The organism is Mesorhizobium sp. LNHC209A00 (assembly GCF_000502915.1).
Classification (GTDB): Bacteria; Pseudomonadota; Alphaproteobacteria; order Rhizobiales; family Rhizobiaceae; genus Mesorhizobium.
This window is the reverse complement of sequence record NZ_AYWT01000002.1, coordinates 731,425-750,165: the sequence shown is the minus strand read 5'-3', so window position 1 is coordinate 750,165 and position 18,741 is coordinate 731,425. Positions and strand designations below refer to the sequence as shown.

Below are 18,741 nucleotides of genomic sequence, written 5' to 3'. Positions count from 1 at the left end.
GAACAGCAGCGCTGGCCCGCTAGCGTGGTTTGTATTGCGCGTGAGCCTGGCCCGCAGAAAAACTCCCCTTGGCGCCGCCGCGCCGCTTGAGCCGACCACTGCTTCCGGTTCATATCACCCCCGGCTCGCGAGAAGACGGGCCGGGGAGGATTTCATGTACAAGCTCTACACGCGTCCGGGCAGCGGCGGCTTTGTCGTCGAGGCAGCGCTAGCGCTGATCGATGCGCCTTTCCAGCAGATCGACGTGCCGAAAAGCGAGGCGCCCAATCCTGCCTTCCTCGCCATCAGCCCGTTGAACCAGGTGCCGGTGCTGACCTTGCCGGACGGACGCTCGATCACCGAATCGGCGGCGATCTGCATCCTGCTCGCCGAGCGCCACCCGCAAGCCCGCCTGGCGCCCACCGCCGACGAACCGGCGCGCGCGGAGTTCCTGCGCTGGATGGCGTTCATGTCCTCGGTGCTCTACCCGGCGGTGCTGCGGCTCTACTACGCCCATCGCTACACGACGGATGCCGAGGGGTCGAAGGCGGTGAAACAGGCGGCGGTCGCCGAGATGGACCGCGGGTTTGCCGTCGTCGACGCAGCCTTGCGCGACCGCGACTGGCTCGCCGGCGATCAGATGTCGCTGGCCGACATCTATCTCGTCATGCTGGTGGCCTGGCATCCCGACATCGAGATGGCGCGGGCGGTCTGGCCCGGTATCGAACGCCTGTGGGCGCGGTTGCGCGAGCATCCGCTGATGAAGACGCTCAACACGTCGCACGAGATGTGGCCGGCCTGAGCGGAAACCTCACTGTCCGAGCGCGGCGCGTTTGGCCTGCAGGAACCGGCGCACCGCCGGATCGCGCTCGAGGCCGATCGCCCGATCATAGGCTTCGACCGCCTGCGCTCCCTGGCCGAGCCTGGCCAGCAGGCCGGCACGCGCGGCCCAGTAGGGCTGGTAGTCATTGAGCCGCTTGTCGTCGCCCAGCACGTAAAGAGCCGCCAAACCCGCCACCGCGCCCTCGGTCTCGGCGATCGCCACCGCGCGGTTGATCGCCACGACCGGCGACCCGGCGATCGAAAACAGCGCTTCGTAGAGCCCGCGGATCGCCGCCCAGTCGGTGCGGCCACGAAGCCGTCGCGCGGCATGCGCCGACTGTACCGCCGCCTCGAGCTGATAACGGCCGATCGTGCCCATGGTGGCGGCGCGGCCGAGCAGGGCTTCCGCCTCGTCGACCAGGGCATGATCCCACAATGCATGGTCCTGCTCGGCGAGCGGCACATACTCTCCGGCCGTGTCGCGCCGCGCCGCGCGGCGCGCCTCGGCGAACAGCATCAGAGCCAGCAGGCCCAGCGCTTCCGGCTCCTCGGGCAGCAGCGAGGCCACCAGCCGGCCGAGCCAGATACCTTCGGTGGCGAGGTTCCGGCGCCGCGTCTCGGTACCGGCCGGATCGGACCAGCCCTCGGCGAAGGCGGCGTAGATCGCCTCCAGCACCGCGCCCAGCCTTTCGCCGAGTTCGGCCCGCTCCGGCACGCGGAACGGAATGCCGGTCTCGCGGATGCGGCTCTTGGCGCGCACCAGGCGCTGGCCCATCGTTGACGGCGAGAGCAGGAAAGCGGAAGCGATCGTCGCGGCATCGAAGCCGAGGATGGTCTGCAGGATCAGCGGTGCCCGCACGCCCGGTTCGATCGCCGGATGGGCGCAGGCAAACATCAGCCGCAATCGTTCGTCGGGCAGGTCGTCATCGATCATGCGCGCCTCCGCCTCCTCGGCAATCAACTTGAGATGCTCGCGGCCGGCTTCGCTGGTCAGCCGCCGCCGCACCGCATCGACACGCCGCCGCCTTGCCACCGCGAGCAACCAGGCTTCCGGCTTTTCCGGCACGCCGGTTCGCGGCCAGCGTTCAAGCGCCGCCGCAAAGGCGTCGGCCAGCGCATCCTCCGCCGCGGCCACGTCGCGCGTGCGCGCCGCCAGCCAGGCGACCAGCTTGCCATAGCTCTGCCGGGCGGCTGTCTCGGCCGCCGCCCGGGCAATTTCGGGTCGAGCGTCCATCACGCCGTCACTTCTTGGGCAGATAGTCGGCCATTTCCCAGATCGGTCGCACCTCGACGGTCCCGGTGCTGGCCGCCGGACAGCGCGCCGCCCAGGCGATCGCGGCGTCGGCGTCCTCGGCTTCGATCATGTAGAAGCCGGCAAGCTGCTCCTTGGTGTCGGCATAGGGGCCGTCGAGCACGCTGGTCTTGCCGTCAGTCATCCGGACCAGGGTGGTCGCCTGGCTCGGGCGCAGCCTGTCCCCGGCCAGCCAGGTGCCGGACTTCTTCAGCGCTTCCGTGTAGGCGTCGTAGGCGGCGCTCATCTGATAGGTCGCCTCGGTCGGCACGTTCGCCATCGCGGCTTCGTCGGCGTAGATCATAAGCATGTATCGCATGGGTCTCTCCCGTGGTTTGGAAGGCCGCTTCGTTGCGGGCCGAACGTATGTCGCGCGGCGGCGACCGATTTCGACAGGTCACGGAAAAACTTTCGGCTTCGTCGCGAAGTTTCGCAAGAACCGTATCTCACCTTCGGTGCCGGGCGACATCCACTGCCGCACTGGCGGTGATACCTGGCGGCCCTATCCTTGTCGCAGACAAGCAGACGAGGCGGAGCGACAGGAGTAAGACAATGGAACTCGTCACCCACAAGAAGTTCAAGAACGGCCGCTTGATGCCATGGGGGAAGGGCACGGTCGTCAGCGGCGCGAAGGGAACTGTCTATCTCTGTGGAAACACGGCGACATCGGACGATTACGATCCGGCCGGCAAAGCGGGCGGCGGCTTCGCCGGCGATGTGGCGGCGCAGTGGCGCGCGGTTCTCGGCTCCATCAAATCGGACCTGGAAGAGCTCGGCAGCGGGCTGGACCATCTCATCAGGCTGACCTTCTTCGTCAGAGGGCCCTTTCCCAACGGCGGTGTTCTCAGCTCTCCCAATTTTCGCCTCGACGTGCTGGACGCTTTCTTTGCCGAGCACTGCCCCAAGCACTGCAGTTACAACAATCCGCCGCCCTCGGAAGTAATTGGCGTCGCGGCGCTTGCCCAGGCAGACATCATGATTGAGATCGTCGCGGTCGCGGCGCTGCCGGATTGAAAGGCAATGCGGCCGCGACGTGCCGTGCCGCGGTTTTGCCCCTTAACCGTCGGTCTAATGCGCCCGGGGTGGGTGCTCAGCGTCGTGTCCTGCTCGCCGCGACCGGCGCGACCGGCGATGGCTGGACGCTGTGCACGGTTCAGGGTTGCCTGGAACTCGGCCAGGCGGCGGGCGGCGTTATCGTGCTCGAACCCTGTGTGCCGGACAGCGCGAGCGAGGCGCGGTAGATCAGCGGCTGCACCGAAGGATTCAGAGGGACGGCCTGCGTTGGGAGGGCTCGTCCGCGGACGGGCGGTCACACTGGCCTCGGCTGCTTATGTCCTATGACACTAAGCCAGCCGATGGCGGCATCAAAGACGCGGCGTTGCCGCACGGCGGCGGTCGGCCAGGGCAGGGCGTTCGGCGCGATAGGCGGTGGCGCGGCTGTCGGCGCCCGGCCTGCAGATGCGGCTGTTGTGGCGGCTTTCGAAGCTCATGGTCAGTGCGCGCCCAGCGACGTGCCGCGACGGGCGCAGGCCGGACCCGGTCCGCGCATGTAATAGCGCTCGGGCCGGTAGGTCGGCGCGACGAATTCGCGGATGGCGGCGGCATAGCCGATGAGTTGCGTGAGGAAGTTCATTTTATCTGGTCCCTGTCCCGATTTTCGGACGTCCCTTCCGAAGTGCGGGAACGATAGCATCGAGGCGTGAATACTCAGTGAACGTGATGTTAATTTTTGGTCGAAAACCCGCCGCTTCATGGCGGGATTGCGGCTCATTCGGGGTGTTTCGACGCCTTTTGTCACCATTTCGGTCCGTGTGACTTTTGCATCACATATGTTTCGTTTGTATGTCGCCTTGGCGCGCTTGTGTTTCAACTTTCGTGCCGCCCGGGAATTTCCTTGCCGCGCGGCCGCGAGCGTTCGGAACCCGCCCCACCAATGGACGTTGAGACGCAGGACCGGCATTGCCGGCTCACAGGCACTGCCCAGGCAGGCCGGAACCTCCCGAGCAAGCAAGAGCAATGGAAAGGCTGAAATCATGGGCTTCTTTTCGAAGGACATCAAAACGCTGGACGACCTCTTCGTGCACACGTTGCGCGACATCTATTACGCCGAAAAGCAGATCGAGAAGGCGTTGCCGAAGATGGTCGACAAGGCAACCGATCCGCAATTGAAGGCCGGCTTCGAAAAACACCTCGAGCAGACCAAGGGCCATATCGAACGCGTCGAGCAGGTGTTCGAGCTGCATGGCGTCAAGGCCAAGCAGGTGAACTGCCCGGCCATCGACGGCATTCTCGAGGAGGCCGACGACGTCAGCGGCGATGTCGACGACAAGGACGTTCTGGATGCCGCGCTGATCGCCTCCGCGCAGGCCGTCGAGCACTACGAAATGACCCGCTACGGCACCTTGATCGCCTGGGCCAAGCAGCTCGGCCGCAGCGACTGCGCCAATGTGCTGGCCAAGAATCTCAAGGAAGAGCAGGCAACGGATCGTAAGCTGACCGAAATCGCGGAAAGCAAGATCAACCTGCAGGCCGCCGAATAGGGGCTGAAAGCCGGGGCCGGCGGCAACCGCGCCGGCCCCGGCGGACCGGGTTGGAACCGAGCGGGGTGGTCGCCCGTTCCAGCTGATCTTTCTCACGGGGAAATCATCATGGCGCCGCGCCCGGCCTGGAAAGGCTATCTGAAGCTCTCGCTGGTCACCTGCGCCATCGAACTGACCAACGTGGTCACCCATGCCGACAAGGTCTCGTTCCATATCCTGAACCGCAAGACCGGCAATACGGTGAAGCGGATCTATGTCGACGCCGAGACCGGCAACCCGGTCGAGGACGGCGACGAGACCAAGGGATACGAGATCGAAAAGGGCGACTTCGTCCACATAGAGGAGGATGAGATCGAGGCGGTGCAGATCGAAACCTCGCACACGATGAGCCTCGACGGCTTCGTCGACAAATCCTCGATCCGGCAGATCTATCTCGACACACCCTACTATGTCGCGCCGGCCGACAAGGTTTCGGAAGAGGCCTTCGCCGTCATCCGGGATGCGATGGCGGGCAAGAAGATGGCCGGGCTGGCGCGCATCGTCCTTTATCGACGCGAGCGTCCCGTGGTCATCGAGCCGCTCGGCAAGGGCATGGTGCTGACCACGCTGCGCTACGACAACACGGTGCGCCAGCCGGAGACTGTCTTCGGCGACATCGAGGCGGTGAAGACCGACCAGGAGATGACCGATCTGGCCGAGCTCATCATCGACAAGAAGAAGACGAAGTTCGATCCCTCGAAATTCGACGACAAATATGAGGACGCCCTGCTCGAACTGATCCGCGCCAAGAAGGCGGGGCACAAGGCGCCCAAGGCCAAGGAGGCGCCCAAACCCTCCAATGTCGTCAACCTGTTCGACGCGCTGAAGAAGAGCCTGTCGTCGGATTCGGCGCCAACCAAGTCATCCCCGGCGAAAGCCAAGCCGGCGGCCAAACGTGCCAAGGCGAAAAGCGTTGCGCCGAAGCGCAAATCGGCCTGAGGATACGAGATGGCCAGCAGCCTCGAACAGTACCATTCGAAACGTGACTTCAAGAAGACCGCCGAGCCGGCGGGCAAGGTTGCGCGCGGCAAGCAGGACGGCGGCATCTTCGTCGTCCAGAAGCATGCCGCCACACGGCTGCATTACGATTTTCGACTTGAGTATGACGGCGTGCTGTGGAGCTGGGCGGTGACGCGCGGCCCGAGCCTCGATCCGCACGAAAAGCGGCTGGCCGTGCATGTCGAGGATCATCCCATCGACTATGCCGGCTTCGAGGGCACCATCCCCAAGGGCGAATATGGCGGTGGCTCGGTCCTCGTCTGGGACGAGGGCACCTGGACGCCCGAGGGCGATCCGGCCAAGATGATGGCGAAGGGCCACATCAACTTCGAACTCGATGGTCACAAGCTGCGTGGCAAATGGCATCTGGTGCGGCTGCGGCCGCGCCCCGGCGAAAAACGCGACAACTGGCTGCTGATCAAGTCGGACGATGCCGCCGCACGCCCCGGCGAGGATATTCTGCAAGACGAGCCGAAATCGGTGAAATCAGGCCTGACGATCGAGGAGGTCGGTGAAGGCAAGGCGGCCAAGGGTGAGAAGCCGAAGGTCTGGCATTCGAACAAGCCGGCCGCCGGCAAGGCCAGGACCGGCGGCAAGAAGCTCGATTTCATCGAGCCGCAGCTCGCCACGCTGGAGCGCGACGCACCCTCGGGCCAGGACTGGCTGCATGAGGTGAAGTTCGACGGCTATCGCATGCAGGCGCAGATCGCCGGCACCGACGTTCGGCTCCTGACCCGCACCGGCCTGGACTGGACGGAAAAATTCGGCGGCGAGATCGCGGCCGAACTCGCCGCGCTGAAATGCAGCGACGCCATCCTCGACGGCGAGATCGTCGTTCTGGCCGACAGCGGCGTGTCGTCCTTCGCGCTGCTGCAGCAGGATCTGTCGGCGAAGCGGACGAATCGCTTCATCTATTACGTCTTCGACCTGATGCGGCTCGACGGCAAGGATTTGCGCCGGGAGCCGCTTGTCGAGCGCAAGCAGGCCTTGCAGGCGCTGCTCGGCGAGCCTTCCGACGCCACGGCGGTGCGTTTTTCCGACCATTTTGCGGAACCCGGCAAGATCATGCTGGAACATGCCTGCCGAATGGGGCTGGAAGGCGTCGTCTCAAAACGCGCCGATGCGCTCTACCGCGGCGGGCGCGGTCCGACATGGGTCAAATCGAAATGCACGGCACGGCAGGAATTCGTCATTGGCGGCTATCTGCCGTCGGACAAGACCGGGCGCGGCCTGCGCTCGCTGCTGGTCGGCTATTTCGAAGACGGCGGCCTGCACTATGCCGGCCGTGTCGGCACCGGCTTCTCCACCAAGAGCGCCAACGACTTGCAGAAGAAGCTCGATGCGCTGAAGGCGGACGCCTCGCCCTTCGATGCGGCCGTACCGAAGGGTAAGGGCCTGGTCTGGGTCAAGCCGGAACTGGTCGGCGAAGTGGAGTTTCGCAGCTGGACGTCGGACCGTATAATACGCCATGCTTCGTTCCAGGGGTTGCGCGAGGACAAGCCGGCGGAGGAAGTCGTGCAGGAAAAGCCCAAGGCAACGGGAACAGGGGCCACGGGAACCAAGGCAGCGACAGGCAAGAGCCCCGCCAAGGCCAAGCCGGCGGCAGGCAACGCCAACACGGCAGCAACCGCGGCGAAAACCACCTTGAAGCTGTCCCACCCGGACAAGCTTCTGTGGCCCGACGAAAAGATCTCGAAGCAGGCCCTGCTCGATCATTACGCGCTGGTATGGCCGCGCATGAAGCAATTCGTGGTCGACCGCCCGCTCAGCCTGGTCAGGGCGCCCGATGGCGTCGGCGGCCAGCGCTTCTTCCAGAAGCATGCCTCGCCCGGCATGCATGCGAAAATCGAGAAGACCAAGGATCCCACGGATGGCGAGGAAATCCTGTTCATCCGCGATTTCGATGGCATCGCGGCGCTGGTCCAGCTCGGCGTGGTCGAGATCCACATCTGGGGCTGCACCATCGACAAGCTTGAACAGCCCGACCAGATCGTCTTCGACCTCGACCCCGACGAGGGCGTCGATGTGAAGGCGGTGCGCGAGGCGGCGCTCGACATCAGGGGCAAGCTCGACGAGCTGTCGCTGCCCAACTTCGTCAAGACATCGGGCGGCAAGGGCTTTCACGTCGTCGTTCCGCTGAAGCCGTCGGCGGATTGGGCCGAGGTCAAAAGCTTCGCCCATGATTTTGCCAGGGCGCTGGAGCAAGGCGCGCCGGACCGCTACACCGCGACGCTGTCGAAGAAGGCGCGCACGGGAAAGATCTTCGTCGACTATTTGCGCAACGGCAGCGGCGCGACCACCGTCGCGCCCTACTCCTCGCGCGCCAAGAAGGGCGCGACGGTGTCGATGCCGGTGACCTGGGCCGAGATCGAGGCCGGCCTGCCGCCGAACGCCTTCCCGATCGGCGACAAGACGACGCTGAAACGGCTTTCCGAAGCCGATCCCTGGGTGGATTTCTTCAAGAAGGGCAAGGTGCTGAAGCGGGGGTAGCTCGACTTTCAACGCTGCGGGACTCTCACCCCAAAAACACCCTCTCGAACGCCTGCTTGCCCTGCGGCGAGAAAATCACCGCGCGGCTCTCTTTCTCGCGGCGCGCCCATTTCTCGGCAAGGATCTTGTCAAGGATGGCGGCGCCCAGCGTCCCGGCGAGGTGCGAACGCCGCACGCTCCAGTCGAGGCAGGCGCGGCACACCGGCCGCCGCGGCTTGGTGTAGACATCGATGCCGATCGCCACGAAATGCGATGCGGCGGACGGCCCGAGCCTGATCTCCTTGTCGTCGCGGACCAGTATGTTTTTCTCGACAAAGCGGTCCAGCATCGCAACCGCCTGCTCTCCGGCGAGGTGATCGTAGCAGACGCGCGCGACGCGCATCGCGCTGTCGCGCGGGCCCGGCCGGACGCGCCTGGGGCCAACGGCTTCCGCCACGCCGGTGATGGCCTCGATCATGCCGGCCACTTGCGGGCCGGCCAGACCGTAATAGCGATGCCGGCCCTGGCTGGCCAAGGTCAGCAGCCCGCCCTCCATCAGCTTGGACAGATGCGAGGAGGCGGTCGGCAGCGACACGCCGGCCTCCAGCGCCAGTTCGCTCGCGGTCAATGCCGTGCCGCCCATCAGGGCGTTCAGCATGTTGGCGCGGGCCGGATCGCCGACCAGGCTGGCTATGCGGGCAATGTCGGGTCCTTCACGCATGGTTTGATCCTCATCGAAGCATTCTTGTCAGGTAACCATTATTCTCCGATGAGATCAAGGAGACGAGGATGGCCGCACGAACCGCTTTCACCCCCGAACCGGTCCCCCGCCGCCAATCGTTCCCGTTCGTCACCAGGGTCCGCTCACGGCTGCTGGCCCGCTGGTATGACCGCCACTCGCAGCGCCGCGACCTCTCGGAGATCGACGACCACCTGCTGCGTGACCTCGGCCTGACACGGGAGGACGTGCGCCGCGAATGCGCGAAATCCTTCTGGCAGGCGTGATCGCCAAGTCATCTGCCTAGCAGATCGGGTGGCACGACGTTTCGAGGCCGCTCGAACTATCGGCGCGAAAGCCATCAAGGAGAAAACGACCATGACCATCACTTGCTTCATCCGTTATGAGATCGACCCGTTCGGCAAGGCCGCCTTCGAGGAGTATGCCCGCAACTGGGGTCAGGCCATTCCACGCTGCGGCGCCGATCTGATCGGCTATTTCGCGCCGCATGAGGGCTCGGCCACGACGGCCTATGCCGCCTACAACATCGAAAGCCTTGCCGCCTACGAAGCCTACCGCGCCCGGCTTGCCGCGGACCCCGCCGGCAAGGCAAACTATGAGTTCGCCAGGCGCCAACGCTTTATCCTCAGGGAGGACCGCATGTTCCTGAAACTGGCTTCCGGCCCGCATGCGCCGCTGGTGAAGGCATGATCGCCGTCATCTTCGAGGTGCAGCCGGCGGAGGGCAAGCGCGATGCCTATCTTGGCATCGCCGCGAACTTGCGCCCGCTGCTCGACCGCATTGACGGGTTCATCTCCGTCGAGCGCTTCCACAGCCTGGCCGACCCGAACCGGGTGCTGTCGCTGTCGTTCTGGCGCGACGAGGAGGCGGTGAAGGCCTGGCGCAACACCGAAGAGCACCGGCAGGCGCAGCAGGCCGGGCGCGGCGGTATCTTTGCCGGCTATCGGTTGCGGATCGCGCACGTGGTGCGCGACTACGGACTGACCGAGAGGGACGAGGCGCCGGCGGACAGCCGCGCGACGAATGAATAGCGCCGTTCCTTCCCGCTGCTACGCATTCCCGATCAGCACGCCCGCCGCGAACACCAGGGCGCCGCCCAGCACCACCTGGAAGGCGGCGCGCAGGAACGGGGTCTGCATGTAGCGGTTCTGGACGAAGGCGATGGCCCACAGTTCGAAAAACACCACCACGGCGGCTACCGCCGTCGCGGTCCAGAAATGCGGGATAAGATAGGGCAGCGCGTGACCGAGGCCGCCCAGCGTCGTCATGATGCCGACGGTCAGGCCGCGCTTGATCGGCGAACCCCTGCCCGACAGCTTGCCGTCGTCGGAAGCGACCTCGGTGAAGCCCATCGAGATGCCGGCGCCGATCGAGGCGGCGAGACCNGCGAGACCGACGAGAAGCGTCTGCCAAGTGTCATGGGTGGCAAAGGCGGCGGCGAAGATCGGCGCCAGCGTCGACACCGACCCGTCCATCAGCCCGGCCAGGCCCGGTTGCACATAGGTGAGGATGAACTGGCGCTGCTCGGCGGTCGCCTCCTCGACCTTGACTTCGCCCGGCACATGTTTCTGCTCCAACGCATGCGCCGAGCTTTCATGGCCCTGTTCGGCCGCGGCCAGATCGTCAAGCAGCTTGCGGGTCGAGGCGTCAGTGGTGCGCTTGGCCGCCTCGACATAGAACAGGTAGGCCTGCCGCTCCATCGCCTCGGCCTGGCGGCGCACAGCCTCGATGCCGAGCGGCCGCACCAGCCAGTCGGGCTTGCGCTCGAAATAGCCCCTCACATGCTCACGGCGGACCAGCGGAATGCGCTCGCCGAAACGCTTGCGGAAGAGTTCGATCAGCGAGTCGCGATGGCCGTCTTCCTCCTCGGCCATGGCCTCGAAGAGTTTGGCCGATTGCGGAAAAGTCTCGGACAATCCGTCCGCATAGGCCCGGTAGATACGCCCGTCATCCTCCTCCGATGAAATGGCCAGCGCCAGGATCTCCGGTTCGGAGAGCGATTCGAAGGAGCGGCGGCCGAAGCCGAAAACACGGGAAAGCATGAGGAAATCACCCTAGTTTAGAATTGTTCTAAACTATGATTTGCAACGTCCATGGTCAATCGTGCGCTTAGCCACAGTCAAGAATAGTTGAAGCCGGGCACTGGGCGTCTCTCTTCATATCAGCGAATGTTCACCTATATATGGGGGCCAAGCAAAAAAGGAACGAGCTGATGACGGACAAGAAGCCTCCGCACGCCTACGACCCGAAACCGGTCCTCGATCTCATCGCCAGCATCGAGGCCGACCTGCAGCGCCTGAAGGGACTGGTCGAGCAGCAGGTCGAGAAATTCGACCCCGCCAACCCGCACAACAAGGCACCAGACGGCAAGCTGACCGAGGAAGGCGTCGAGTGCTGCTACCGCATGTTCGACGAAGGCAAGTCGCGCTATTCGGTGGCCCAGCAGATGAAGATCTCGTTTGCCGCCGCCACGCATCGGTTCAACAACTGGCGCAAGCTGGGCGGCAGCAAGCGGCAGCGGACATTGCTGGGGTGAATTGCGACATGCGGGCGTGACGGCCGCAACGCTGGATACATTTGTATCTTTGATCACAATCGCGAACTTTGTCCCGGTCACATCTTTTCGTTGGCATCGCGCGAGCCTTTGCGTGCACCATGGCCGGATTGCATCGCCACAGGACCCGCCATGACCACCCCTCCCGGCATCGCCGACATCCACGCCGCCGCCGCACGGCTCTCGGGCCTGATCGTCGAGACCCCCTTGATCGAATCGCAGGAGCTGAACAGGCGCTTCGGCGGCCGCATCCTGTTCAAGCCGGAGACGCTGCAGCGGACCGGCTCGTTCAAGTTCCGCGGTGCCTACAACAAGCTGTCGACGCTGAGCGAGGCGGAGCGTTCTCGTGGCGTCGTCGCTTTCTCCTCGGGCAATCACGCGCAAGGAGTGGCGGCTTCCGCCGCCATGTTCGGCGTCAAGGCGGTCATCGCCATGCCGGCGGACGCGCCTGACATGAAGATCGCCAATGTCCGCAAGATGGGCGCCGAAGTGGTGCCCTTCGACCGTTTCAAGGACGACCGCATGGCGGTCGTGCGCCCCTATCTCGACAGGGGCATGGCGTTGGTGCCGCCTTTCGACGATCCGGCCATCATTGCCGGCCAAGGCACGATCGGACTGGAGCTGGTGAGGCAGGCGCGGGCGCTGGGTGTCTCGCTCGACGCGGTCGTCATCCCCTGTGGCGGCGGCGGCCTGACCAGCGGCATCTCGGTTGCCGTGAAGGATACCTCGTCCGGCACCGCGATCTGGGCGGTCGAACCCGAGCATTTCGACGACACGCGCCGCTCGCTGGCGGCGGGCGCCAGGGTGTCGAACGAGCCGGGCCATAGTTCGATCTGCGACGCCATCCTCACCGCCGAGCCGGGTGCGATCACCTTCGAGATCAACCGCCGCAACCTCGCCGGCGCCGTCGCCGTCTCCGAGGATGCCGTCAGGCAGGCGATGCGCGACGCCATGGCCTTTGTGAAGCTGGTGGTCGAGCCCGGCGGCTGCGTCGCGCTGGCGGCGCTGTCATCGGGCGAGATCGAGCTGTCGGGCAAATGCGTTGCCGTGGTGCTGTCCGGCGGCAATGTCGATTTCGGCACCTATGCCGGGATCATGGCGGCGTAGGGCGGCACGGTTCAGCTCTCGTCAGTCCAGCGTGCGCCTGAACCGCACCAGCGCAACGCCGGCGAACAGCGCGACAAAGACCACCAGCCAGCCGATCTCGGTCGCCACCGCCGGCAGTTCCGCGCCCTTCAGCATCACCGCGCGGGTGATGCGCAGGAAATGCGTCAGCGGGAAGATCTCGCCGAAGGTCTGCGCCCAGTCCGGCATGCCGCGATAGGGGAACATGAAGCCCGACAGCATGATCGAGGGCAGGAAGAAGAAGAAGGTGAGCTGAAGCGCCTGCATCTGCGTGCGTGCGATCGTCGAGATCGTGTAGCCGAGCAGCACCAGCGACAGCACGAACACCAGCACCGCCGACAGAAGCAGCGTCATCGAGCCGGTGAACGGGATGGCGAACAGAAGCTTCGACGCCGCCAGCACCACCCCCACTTGCACCGCTCCGACCGCCAGGTAGGGCAGCACCTTGCCCATCATGATCTCCAGCGGGCTCGACGGCATCGCCAGGAGATTCTCCATCGTGCCGCGCTCGGTCTCACGCGTCAGCGCGATCGAGGTCATCATCACCATCGTCATCTGCAGGATGACCCCGAGCAGGCCGGGCACGATGTTGTATTGCGAGATGCCTTCGGGATTGTAGCGGCGGTGGACGACGACATCGAGCTGGCCCCTGGCGGCTTCCGCCGCGGCTTCCTGCGTGCCCTGCGCTCTCAGCAGCGCCTGGCCGGCGATGGTGCCGAGCGTCGAGATGGCGCCGCTGGCGACCGCCGGATCGGTGGCATCGGCCTCGATCAGGATTTGCGGCTTGTCGCCGCGCTCGACGCGCCGGGCGAAATCGGCCGGGATGGTGACGACGAAAGCGACGTCGCCACGCGCCATCAGGAACTCGGCCTCGTCCGCGCTTTGCGCGACATGGTCGAAGCGGTAATAACCCGTGGTCTGCAGCGCCGCGACCATGGCGCGGGTATAGGGATCGCTGCTGGTCGCCACCAGGGCCGCCGGCAGGCTTTTCGGGTCGTTGTTGATGGCGTAGCCGAACAGCACGAGCTGGATCAGCGGCACGCCCAGCATCATGGCGAAAGTGATGCGGTCGCGCCGCATCTGGATGAACTCCTTGATCAGCAGGGCGCCGAGCCTGGCGAAGGAAAAGACGCTGTTCATGCCATGTTGTCCTTCGATCCCGACATGAACTGGATGAAGACATCCTCCAGGCTGGTTTCGCCCGGCGTCACCGTCACGCCCTTGTGCTCTCTCTCGACATCGGTAAGCGCGCCCTCGAGCTTCTCGCGGTCGGAACCGACGACGTGCAGCGTCGCGCCGAACGGCGCCACCTGGTCGACGCCGGGGCGGCCTTGCAGCGCTTGCGCCACCTCGTCGAGCTTTGGACCCTGCAGTACGAAGGTGGTCAGGCCCGCATTCTTCACCACCTCGGCGACGGTGCCGGTGGCCAGCATCTTGCCATAGGAGATGTAGCTGATGCGGTGGCAGCGCTCGGCCTCGTCCATGTAATGTGTGGACACCAGCACGGTCAGCCCGCCGCTCGCCAGGCGATGGATCTCGTCCCAGAACTCGCGCCGCGCCTTCGGGTCGACGCCGGCCGTCGGCTCATCCAGCAGCAGCAGTTTCGGCTTGTGCATGATGCAGGCGGCCAGCGCCAGGCGCTGCTTCCAGCCACCGGACAAGGTGCCGGCCAGCTGATTGCGGCGCGTCGTCAGCCCGAGCTCCTCCAGTGTGCGCGAGACATAGTCCTCGACCGGCCGCAGCCGGTAGAGCCGCGCCACGAATTCGAGGTTCTCGCCGATCGTCAGATCCTCGTAGAACGAGAATTTCTGCGTCATGTAGCCGACTTCGCGCTTGATCCTGAGGCTGTCGGTGCGGATGTTGAAGCCCAGCACCGTGCCTTCGCCCTCGTCCGGCGTCAGCAGGCCGCACATGATGCGGATGGTGGTGGTCTTGCCCGAGCCGTTGGGGCCGAGGAAGCCGACGATCTCGCCCTCGGCGACCGACATCGTTACATGGTCGACGACGGTCTTGTCGCCGAAGCGCTTGACCAGGCCGTGAACGTCGATGGCGTTCATTTTCCCATATCCGCGAGATCGACATCGACGATCTGGCCGGGCTGCAGCGGCCCCGCATCGCCCTCCGGCCGCGCCTCGACGAGGTAGACCAGCTTCTGCCGGTTTTCGAGGGAGTAGATCACCGGTGGGGTGAATTCGGGATCGGGCGAGACGTAGCTGACGCGCGCCTTCACCCCCGGGCCGCAGCCGTCGCAATGGACGCGGAGCAGGCTGCCGACCTTGACCGAGGAGAAGGCGCTTTCCGGAATATAGACGCTGAGCTTCACCGCGCCGTCGGGAAGCACCGAGATAACCGGCGCGGTCGGGCCCGCCGTGTCGCCGGGATTGCGGATGACGTCGTTGACGCGGCCTGGCGAAGGTGCCGCCAACACCCGTTTGGAGAGCCGCCATTGCGCCTGATCCAGTGCCGCCTGCGCCTGTTTGACCTGATTGTCGGCGGCCTTGATCGTTTCGGCGCGCGCCGGCAGGCCGCCGACCGCCAGGTTGGCCTCCGCCTGGCCGACCTGCGCATTGGCCGTCTCCAGCGTCGCGGAAGCCGTGTCGAAATCTGCCTGCGTGCCGGCGCCGCGTTTGAACAGGTCGCTGGCGCGGTCGAATTTTCGCTTTGCGTCGGCGGCCTGTGCCTTGGTCATGTCGACCTCGGCCTTCAGCACGGCGATCTCTTCCGGCCGCTTGCCGACCTGGAGATCGGCATACTGCGCCTGCGCCTGGGCCAGCGCCGCCTGCGCTTGCGCCACCGCGATCNCACCGCGATCTTGGCGTCGGCATTTTCGAGTGTCACCACGGTGGCTCCCGGCATGACGCGGTCGCCTCGCTTCACCGCCACCGTATCGACCTGCGCCACCTCGATCGGCGCCAGGAGCACATAATCGCCCTCGACATAACCGACGGCGAGCGGCGCCACCGGCGCGCAGGCGCCGAACAATTGCGCGGCGAGCGGCAGCGAGCACAGAAAGCTCATTGTTTTGATCCCTTCATTCCTGGTCCCTTCCGGGCGGCCAGTATGGCGCCGAGATTGTCCGTGGTGACCGCCACCACCTTGGCGGCCTCGGCGGCGCCGATGTCGCGCCAGCCCATGCGGCGCATGACAGCCTCGCGGCCGATGCGGAAATAAATGACCTGCCCGATCAACGTGAACACAGTGAGCCGGGTGCGTTCGCTCTCGGCCGGCTCTCCGGTGGCCTGCTCCCAGATCTGGCACAGCCGGCGGTGCGTCGGCTCAAAGACGCCGTCATAGATGCGGTCGAGCGCCGCCGTCGGATAAGACAGCTCGCGCAGCACGAATTGCACGATCTCTCCGGCCTGCGGCTGAGCCACGATGAAGCCGACCATCCGCTCGAGCGCCGTGAAGAGCTGCGCGCCTGCCGCTTCCGGATCGCTTGCCGCCGCCTGTCCATGGCCGAGCCTCTCGCCTGCGCCCAGTGCCTGCCCGGCGACGGCCTGGATGGTCGCGACGATGAAGTCGGCGGCAGCGGCGCGAAGACCTTCCTTGCCGCCGAAATGATAGGCGATCGAGCCTATATTGGCGCCCGCCTCGGCGGCAATCTGGCGCGTCGAGGTGCCGTCGAAGCCCTGCCGCCCGAACAGTTTCAACGCCGCCTGGACCAGCGCGGCGCGCGTCGGCTCTGCCGGGGAGATCTCGCGGCGGGGCCGCCTGGCATCTGGCAATTTTATCATGCAAAAGACTTTAATCAATCGATTGATTAAAGTCAACTTGCATGCGGCGCTGTCTTGCCATCGCGCGCGGCAACCGCTTTAGTGCGCGGCCATGGGCAAGGAAGTCGAGCGTAAATTCCTGGTCTCCAGCACCGCATGGCGGGATCTGGCGGAAGCCGATATCCGCATTCTTCAGTTCTATCTCGCCACGGCACCCGGGCGAACCGTCCGCATCCGCATCAGTGATGGCGCCTCCGCCAAGCTGACGCTCAAATTCGGCAGCAGCGCGCGCGAGCGCGACGAATTCGAATATTCGATCCCGCTGGCGGAGGCGGTGGAGATGCTGGACTTCGCCATCGGACGTGTCATCGAGAAGACACGTCACCATGTTAGGCATCGCGGCTATCTCTATGAAGTCGATGTCTTTGGCGGTGCACTGGCGGGACTTGTGGTGGCCGAGCTCGAGACCCCAGAAGAGGTTCCGGACGAAATGCTGCCTGATTGGCTCGGCCGCGAAGTGACCGGCGAGCAGAAATTCTACAACGCGTCGCTCGCCCTCGGGGGGATACCGGAGATCGCCGCATGAGCTTTCGTATCGATCCGCGCCTGCCGCTGACCGGGGAGGTCAGGCGTATCCTTGCCGAGGAGATCGGCAAGGCCCTGCAGCATCTGGAGATGGCGCACACCCGGCCGGAACAGGGGCTGCATAAGTGCCGCAAGCGGCTCAAGAGCGCGCGTGCCTTGTTGCGCCTGGTTCGTTCCGGTGACGAAACTTTCTGCGCCACGGAAAACCAGTGCTATCGCAATGTCGCGGCGCTGCTTGCCGGTCCGCGTGAAGCCACGGCCCTGATCGAAACCATCGATCGGCTGGCGGCGGACTTTGGCAGGGAAAGCACCGGTAGCGGGCTTGATGCCGTGCGCGACAGGTTGATCGTACGCCAGCATGATCTGCACGAAGGCGCCGGGCTGAAGGCGGCGATCGGGGCGGCCACCGCCGCCTGCGAAGACGGCCTGAAGCGCATTGGAACCCTTGCTTTGCCCGATCAGCCGGAACAGGCCGCCGACGTGCTTGCCGAAGGCGCCCGCGTCGCCTTGCGGCGCGCCAGGAAGGCGCTCGACAAGGCCGGCGCGCGCGGTGAAGCCGACGATTTCCATGACCTGCGCAAGGCTGCCAAGACGCATGGCATGCACCTGTCGCTGCTGGGCAGGCTGTGGCCGACCCCGATCAAGGCGCGGCGCAAGGCCGTGGATCAACTGGGCGAGCGGCTGGGTGAACTGCATGATGTGTTCGTCATGCGCGCGCTGCTCGAGGCGGACAGCGAGCCGCTGGGGCCGCCCGAGGACACAAAACTTCTCGGCAAGTTGCTCAAGCGCTCGGAAAAGAGCCTCAGGAAAGCCTGTCTCGCCGAGGCCGCCGAACTGTTCGGCGACAGCCCCAGGCGCGCGACGAAGAAGCTCGCCCGCAAGGCGCGCGACGATCTCGCCGGCGCTGCCTCGCTGGAAGACACGAACGCCGCCGCCAATTGACCGCGGCTGGCGCCCAGCCGCCCGTCCGTGGTAATCGCCTTATGGAATGACCAAGCCCGGCGACACGCTCCTGGATCGACTTGGCCGCTGGCTTGCGGGCCGGCTGCAGGACGAATCCTCCGGCTACGAACCCTATACCCCATCGGAACCAGAAACGCTGCGCCGCACGCTGGAGCCGGGCGACATCCTGCTGATCGAGGGCAACCAGAAGATTTCGGCGGCGATCAAGTACCTCACCCAGTCAACCTGGTCGCACGCGGCTTTCTATGTCGGCGACGCGCTGGCCGAACCGGAGGACGGTACGGAACGGCGGCGGCTGATCGAGGTCACGCTCGGCGAAGGCAGCGTCGCCGTACCGCTGTCGCGCTACCGGACCTACAACACCCGCATTTGCCGCGCGAGCGGACTGGCGCCGGAGGATCGCGACAAGGTGGTCGCCTTCATGATCGGCAAGCTCGGTTTGAAATACGACCTCAAGAATATCTTCGACATGCTGCGCTATTTCCTGCCGACGCCGCCAGTGCCGGTGCGTTGGCGGCGCCGCATGCTGGCGTTCGGTTCCGGCGACCCGACACGCGCCATCTGCTCGACGCTGATTGCCGAGGCCTATGGCCAGATCCGCTACCCGATCCTGCCCGAGATCACCCGCGCGCCCGGCCGTGCCTCGGCGCAGTCGAACTATTCGCGCAGGGAAATCCTGCACATCCGCCACCACTCGCTCTATACGCCACGCGATTTCGACCTGTCGCCGTTTTTCCGCATCGTCAAACCGACGCTGGAATATGGTTTCGACTACCGGCAGATGGTCTGGGACGACAAGGCAAGCACAGACGCCGAAGCCGCAAAGGCCGGAACAATCGCCTCGGACACGTGATGGCTTGGGCCTGGGTCAGGACATGCCCTGTGGCGCGGCCTGTCCGACGAGGTGCATGCGTTTCACATGG

Annotated in this window: 23 protein-coding genes and 1 pseudogene; 14 read left to right on the top strand and 10 right to left on the bottom strand. The window is 65.2% G+C overall.

Going from position 1 to position 18,741, the window contains the following annotated elements; translation table 11 throughout:
- Positions 1-154 precede the first annotated feature (154 nt).
- Positions 155-781: a glutathione S-transferase family protein gene (locus tag X739_RS158990; RefSeq protein ID WP_023782024.1), complete on the top strand. Its 627-nt coding sequence runs from the start codon at positions 155-157 to the stop codon at positions 779-781.
- 9 nt (positions 782-790) lie between these two features.
- Here X739_RS158990 and X739_RS158995 read toward each other — a convergent pair whose 3' ends face one another.
- Together X739_RS158995 and X739_RS159000 are read right to left on the bottom strand one after the other, a co-directional pair.
- Complete coding sequence (locus X739_RS158995; RefSeq protein ID WP_023793448.1) at positions 791-2,035, bottom strand: RNA polymerase sigma factor; 1,245 nt, start codon at positions 2,033-2,035, stop codon at positions 791-793.
- A gap of 7 nt (positions 2,036-2,042) precedes the next feature.
- Entirely contained in the window at positions 2,043-2,411 is a 369-nt protein-coding gene (locus X739_RS159000; protein WP_023771963.1) for a YciI family protein, read from the bottom strand.
- Positions 2,412-2,644: 233 nt separating this feature from the next.
- Between X739_RS159000 and X739_RS159005 the strand changes: the two genes are divergently transcribed.
- A complete protein-coding gene (locus X739_RS159005) occupies positions 2,645-3,106 on the top strand; it encodes a RidA family protein (protein ID WP_023793444.1) in 462 nt (153 codons plus the stop codon).
- A 68-nt stretch (positions 3,107-3,174) separates the two neighbouring features.
- Positions 3,175-3,333, top strand: coding sequence for a hypothetical protein (locus X739_RS22675; RefSeq protein WP_245273788.1), 159 nt, complete (start codon positions 3,175-3,177; stop codon positions 3,331-3,333).
- Positions 3,334-3,456: 123 nt separating this feature from the next.
- On the opposite strand, the gene X739_RS1000000171125 is transcribed toward X739_RS22675, so the two are convergent.
- Both X739_RS1000000171125 and X739_RS1000000167700 read right to left on the bottom strand, forming a co-directional pair.
- Positions 3,457-3,582: a hypothetical protein gene (locus X739_RS1000000171125; RefSeq protein ID WP_023771965.1), complete on the bottom strand. Its 126-nt coding sequence runs from the start codon at positions 3,580-3,582 to the stop codon at positions 3,457-3,459.
- A gap of 2 nt (positions 3,583-3,584) precedes the next feature.
- The gene (locus X739_RS1000000167700) at positions 3,585-3,725 is read right to left on the bottom strand and encodes a hypothetical protein (protein ID WP_015314782.1); all 141 of its coding nucleotides are present in this window, start codon (positions 3,723-3,725) and stop codon (positions 3,585-3,587) included.
- Positions 3,726-4,125: 400 nt separating this feature from the next.
- Between X739_RS1000000167700 and X739_RS159010 the strand changes: the two genes are divergently transcribed.
- The 3 genes from X739_RS159010 to ligD all read left to right on the top strand — a co-directional run bounded on the left by X739_RS159010 (position 4,126) and on the right by ligD (position 8,160).
- Entirely contained in the window at positions 4,126-4,632 is a 507-nt protein-coding gene (locus X739_RS159010) for a ferritin-like domain-containing protein (protein ID WP_015314781.1), read from the top strand.
- Positions 4,633-4,740: 108 nt separating this feature from the next.
- Positions 4,741-5,610 (top strand): Ku protein, encoded by an 870-nt coding sequence (locus X739_RS159015; protein WP_023793438.1) that lies wholly within the window; start codon positions 4,741-4,743, stop codon positions 5,608-5,610.
- 9 nt (positions 5,611-5,619) lie between these two features.
- A complete protein-coding gene (gene ligD, locus X739_RS159020; protein WP_023793436.1) occupies positions 5,620-8,160 on the top strand; it encodes a DNA ligase D in 2,541 nt (846 codons plus the stop codon).
- Positions 8,161-8,185: 25 nt separating this feature from the next.
- Here the strand turns inward: ligD and X739_RS159025 are convergent, their stop codons facing one another.
- A complete protein-coding gene (locus X739_RS159025) occupies positions 8,186-8,860 on the bottom strand; it encodes a winged helix-turn-helix domain-containing protein (protein WP_023793434.1) in 675 nt (224 codons plus the stop codon).
- 68 nt (positions 8,861-8,928) lie between these two features.
- Here X739_RS159025 and X739_RS159030 point away from each other — a divergent pair, with 68 nt between their 5' ends.
- The 3 genes from X739_RS159030 (at position 8,929) to X739_RS159040 (ending at position 9,909) form a co-directional block, all read left to right on the top strand.
- A complete protein-coding gene (locus X739_RS159030; RefSeq protein ID WP_023782019.1) occupies positions 8,929-9,144 on the top strand; it encodes a DUF1127 domain-containing protein in 216 nt (71 codons plus the stop codon).
- Positions 9,145-9,235: 91 nt separating this feature from the next.
- Complete coding sequence (locus tag X739_RS159035; RefSeq protein ID WP_023782018.1) at positions 9,236-9,568, top strand: NIPSNAP family protein; 333 nt, start codon at positions 9,236-9,238, stop codon at positions 9,566-9,568.
- Positions 9,565-9,909: an antibiotic biosynthesis monooxygenase gene (locus tag X739_RS159040; RefSeq protein WP_023793431.1), complete on the top strand. Its 345-nt coding sequence runs from the start codon at positions 9,565-9,567 to the stop codon at positions 9,907-9,909. Before X739_RS159035 ends, X739_RS159040 begins: the two co-directional genes overlap by 4 nt.
- 18 nt (positions 9,910-9,927) lie before the next feature.
- Here the strand turns inward: X739_RS159040 and mbfA are convergent, their stop codons facing one another.
- Positions 9,928-10,920 carry an iron exporter MbfA gene (gene mbfA, locus X739_RS159045; protein WP_023793428.1) on the bottom strand — a complete coding sequence of 331 codons (993 nt, stop codon included), beginning with the start codon at positions 10,918-10,920 and terminating at the stop codon, positions 9,928-9,930.
- A 170-nt stretch (positions 10,921-11,090) separates the two neighbouring features.
- On the opposite strand from mbfA, the gene X739_RS159050 reads away from it, so the two are divergent.
- Positions 11,091-11,414, top strand: coding sequence for a hypothetical protein (locus tag X739_RS159050; protein ID WP_023771974.1), 324 nt, complete (start codon positions 11,091-11,093; stop codon positions 11,412-11,414).
- 150 nt (positions 11,415-11,564) lie between these two features.
- Entirely contained in the window at positions 11,565-12,539 is a 975-nt protein-coding gene (locus X739_RS159055; RefSeq protein ID WP_023793426.1) for a threonine/serine dehydratase, read from the top strand.
- 21 nt (positions 12,540-12,560) lie between these two features.
- On the opposite strand, the gene X739_RS159060 is transcribed toward X739_RS159055, so the two are convergent.
- The 4 genes and pseudogenes from X739_RS159060 to X739_RS159070 all read right to left on the bottom strand — a co-directional run bounded on the left by X739_RS159060 (position 12,561) and on the right by X739_RS159070 (position 16,291).
- A complete protein-coding gene (locus tag X739_RS159060; RefSeq protein WP_023771976.1) occupies positions 12,561-13,697 on the bottom strand; it encodes an ABC transporter permease in 1,137 nt (378 codons plus the stop codon).
- Positions 13,694-14,614: an ABC transporter ATP-binding protein gene (locus X739_RS159065; protein ID WP_023793423.1), complete on the bottom strand. Its 921-nt coding sequence runs from the start codon at positions 14,612-14,614 to the stop codon at positions 13,694-13,696. Before X739_RS159065 ends, X739_RS159060 begins: the two co-directional genes overlap by 4 nt.
- A pseudogene (locus X739_RS01000000165840) lies at positions 14,611-15,575 on the bottom strand (HlyD family efflux transporter periplasmic adaptor subunit). Before X739_RS01000000165840 ends, X739_RS159065 begins: the two are co-directional and overlap by 4 nt.
- Positions 15,572-16,291, bottom strand: coding sequence for a CerR family C-terminal domain-containing protein (locus X739_RS159070; RefSeq protein ID WP_023793421.1), 720 nt, complete (start codon positions 16,289-16,291; stop codon positions 15,572-15,574). Before X739_RS159070 ends, X739_RS01000000165840 begins: the two are co-directional and overlap by 4 nt.
- Before the next feature lie 91 nt (positions 16,292-16,382).
- Here X739_RS159070 and X739_RS159075 point away from each other — a divergent pair, with 91 nt between their 5' ends.
- From X739_RS159075 to X739_RS159085, 3 genes are read left to right on the top strand one after another with little or no spacing between them, the layout of a single operon-like run.
- Positions 16,383-16,856 (top strand): CYTH domain-containing protein, encoded by a 474-nt coding sequence (locus X739_RS159075; protein ID WP_023793419.1) that lies wholly within the window; start codon positions 16,383-16,385, stop codon positions 16,854-16,856.
- A complete protein-coding gene (locus tag X739_RS159080; RefSeq protein ID WP_023793417.1) occupies positions 16,853-17,797 on the top strand; it encodes a CHAD domain-containing protein in 945 nt (314 codons plus the stop codon). Before X739_RS159075 ends, X739_RS159080 begins: the two co-directional genes overlap by 4 nt.
- A 46-nt stretch (positions 17,798-17,843) precedes the next feature.
- On the top strand, positions 17,844-18,671 hold the full coding sequence (locus X739_RS159085; RefSeq protein WP_023782009.1) for a YiiX/YebB-like N1pC/P60 family cysteine hydrolase: 828 nt from the start codon (positions 17,844-17,846) through the stop codon (positions 18,669-18,671).
- The last annotated feature ends 70 nt before the right edge of the window (positions 18,672-18,741 follow it).

Excerpts from the sequence above, each read along its gene's own strand:
- X739_RS158990 (WP_023782024.1), top strand. The coding sequence starts at position 155 with ATGTACAAGCTCTACACGCGTCCGGGCAGCGGCGGCTTTGTCGTCGAG.
- X739_RS158995 (WP_023793448.1), bottom strand. The coding sequence starts at position 2,035 with ATGGACGCTCGACCCGAAATTGCCCGGGCGGCGGCCGAGACAGCCGCC.
- X739_RS159000 (WP_023771963.1), bottom strand. The coding sequence starts at position 2,411 with ATGCGATACATGCTTATGATCTACGCCGACGAAGCCGCGATGGCGAAC.
- X739_RS159005 (WP_023793444.1), top strand. The coding sequence starts at position 2,645 with ATGGAACTCGTCACCCACAAGAAGTTCAAGAACGGCCGCTTGATGCCA.
- X739_RS1000000171125 (WP_023771965.1), bottom strand. The coding sequence starts at position 3,582 with ATGAGCTTCGAAAGCCGCCACAACAGCCGCATCTGCAGGCCGGGCGCC.
- X739_RS1000000167700 (WP_015314782.1), bottom strand. The coding sequence starts at position 3,725 with ATGAACTTCCTCACGCAACTCATCGGCTATGCCGCCGCCATCCGCGAA.
- X739_RS159010 (WP_015314781.1), top strand. The coding sequence starts at position 4,126 with ATGGGCTTCTTTTCGAAGGACATCAAAACGCTGGACGACCTCTTCGTG.
- X739_RS159015 (WP_023793438.1), top strand. The coding sequence starts at position 4,741 with ATGGCGCCGCGCCCGGCCTGGAAAGGCTATCTGAAGCTCTCGCTGGTC.
- ligD (WP_023793436.1), top strand. The coding sequence starts at position 5,620 with ATGGCCAGCAGCCTCGAACAGTACCATTCGAAACGTGACTTCAAGAAG.
- X739_RS159025 (WP_023793434.1), bottom strand. The coding sequence starts at position 8,860 with ATGCGTGAAGGACCCGACATTGCCCGCATAGCCAGCCTGGTCGGCGAT.
- X739_RS159030 (WP_023782019.1), top strand. The coding sequence starts at position 8,929 with ATGGCCGCACGAACCGCTTTCACCCCCGAACCGGTCCCCCGCCGCCAA.
- X739_RS159035 (WP_023782018.1), top strand. The coding sequence starts at position 9,236 with ATGACCATCACTTGCTTCATCCGTTATGAGATCGACCCGTTCGGCAAG.
- X739_RS159040 (WP_023793431.1), top strand. The coding sequence starts at position 9,565 with ATGATCGCCGTCATCTTCGAGGTGCAGCCGGCGGAGGGCAAGCGCGAT.
- X739_RS159050 (WP_023771974.1), top strand. The coding sequence starts at position 11,091 with ATGACGGACAAGAAGCCTCCGCACGCCTACGACCCGAAACCGGTCCTC.
- X739_RS159055 (WP_023793426.1), top strand. The coding sequence starts at position 11,565 with ATGACCACCCCTCCCGGCATCGCCGACATCCACGCCGCCGCCGCACGG.
- X739_RS159060 (WP_023771976.1), bottom strand. The coding sequence starts at position 13,697 with ATGAACAGCGTCTTTTCCTTCGCCAGGCTCGGCGCCCTGCTGATCAAG.
- X739_RS159065 (WP_023793423.1), bottom strand. The coding sequence starts at position 14,614 with ATGAACGCCATCGACGTTCACGGCCTGGTCAAGCGCTTCGGCGACAAG.
- X739_RS159070 (WP_023793421.1), bottom strand. The coding sequence starts at position 16,291 with ATGATAAAATTGCCAGATGCCAGGCGGCCCCGCCGCGAGATCTCCCCG.
- X739_RS159075 (WP_023793419.1), top strand. The coding sequence starts at position 16,383 with ATGGGCAAGGAAGTCGAGCGTAAATTCCTGGTCTCCAGCACCGCATGG.
- X739_RS159080 (WP_023793417.1), top strand. The coding sequence starts at position 16,853 with ATGAGCTTTCGTATCGATCCGCGCCTGCCGCTGACCGGGGAGGTCAGG.
- X739_RS159085 (WP_023782009.1), top strand. The coding sequence starts at position 17,844 with ATGACCAAGCCCGGCGACACGCTCCTGGATCGACTTGGCCGCTGGCTT.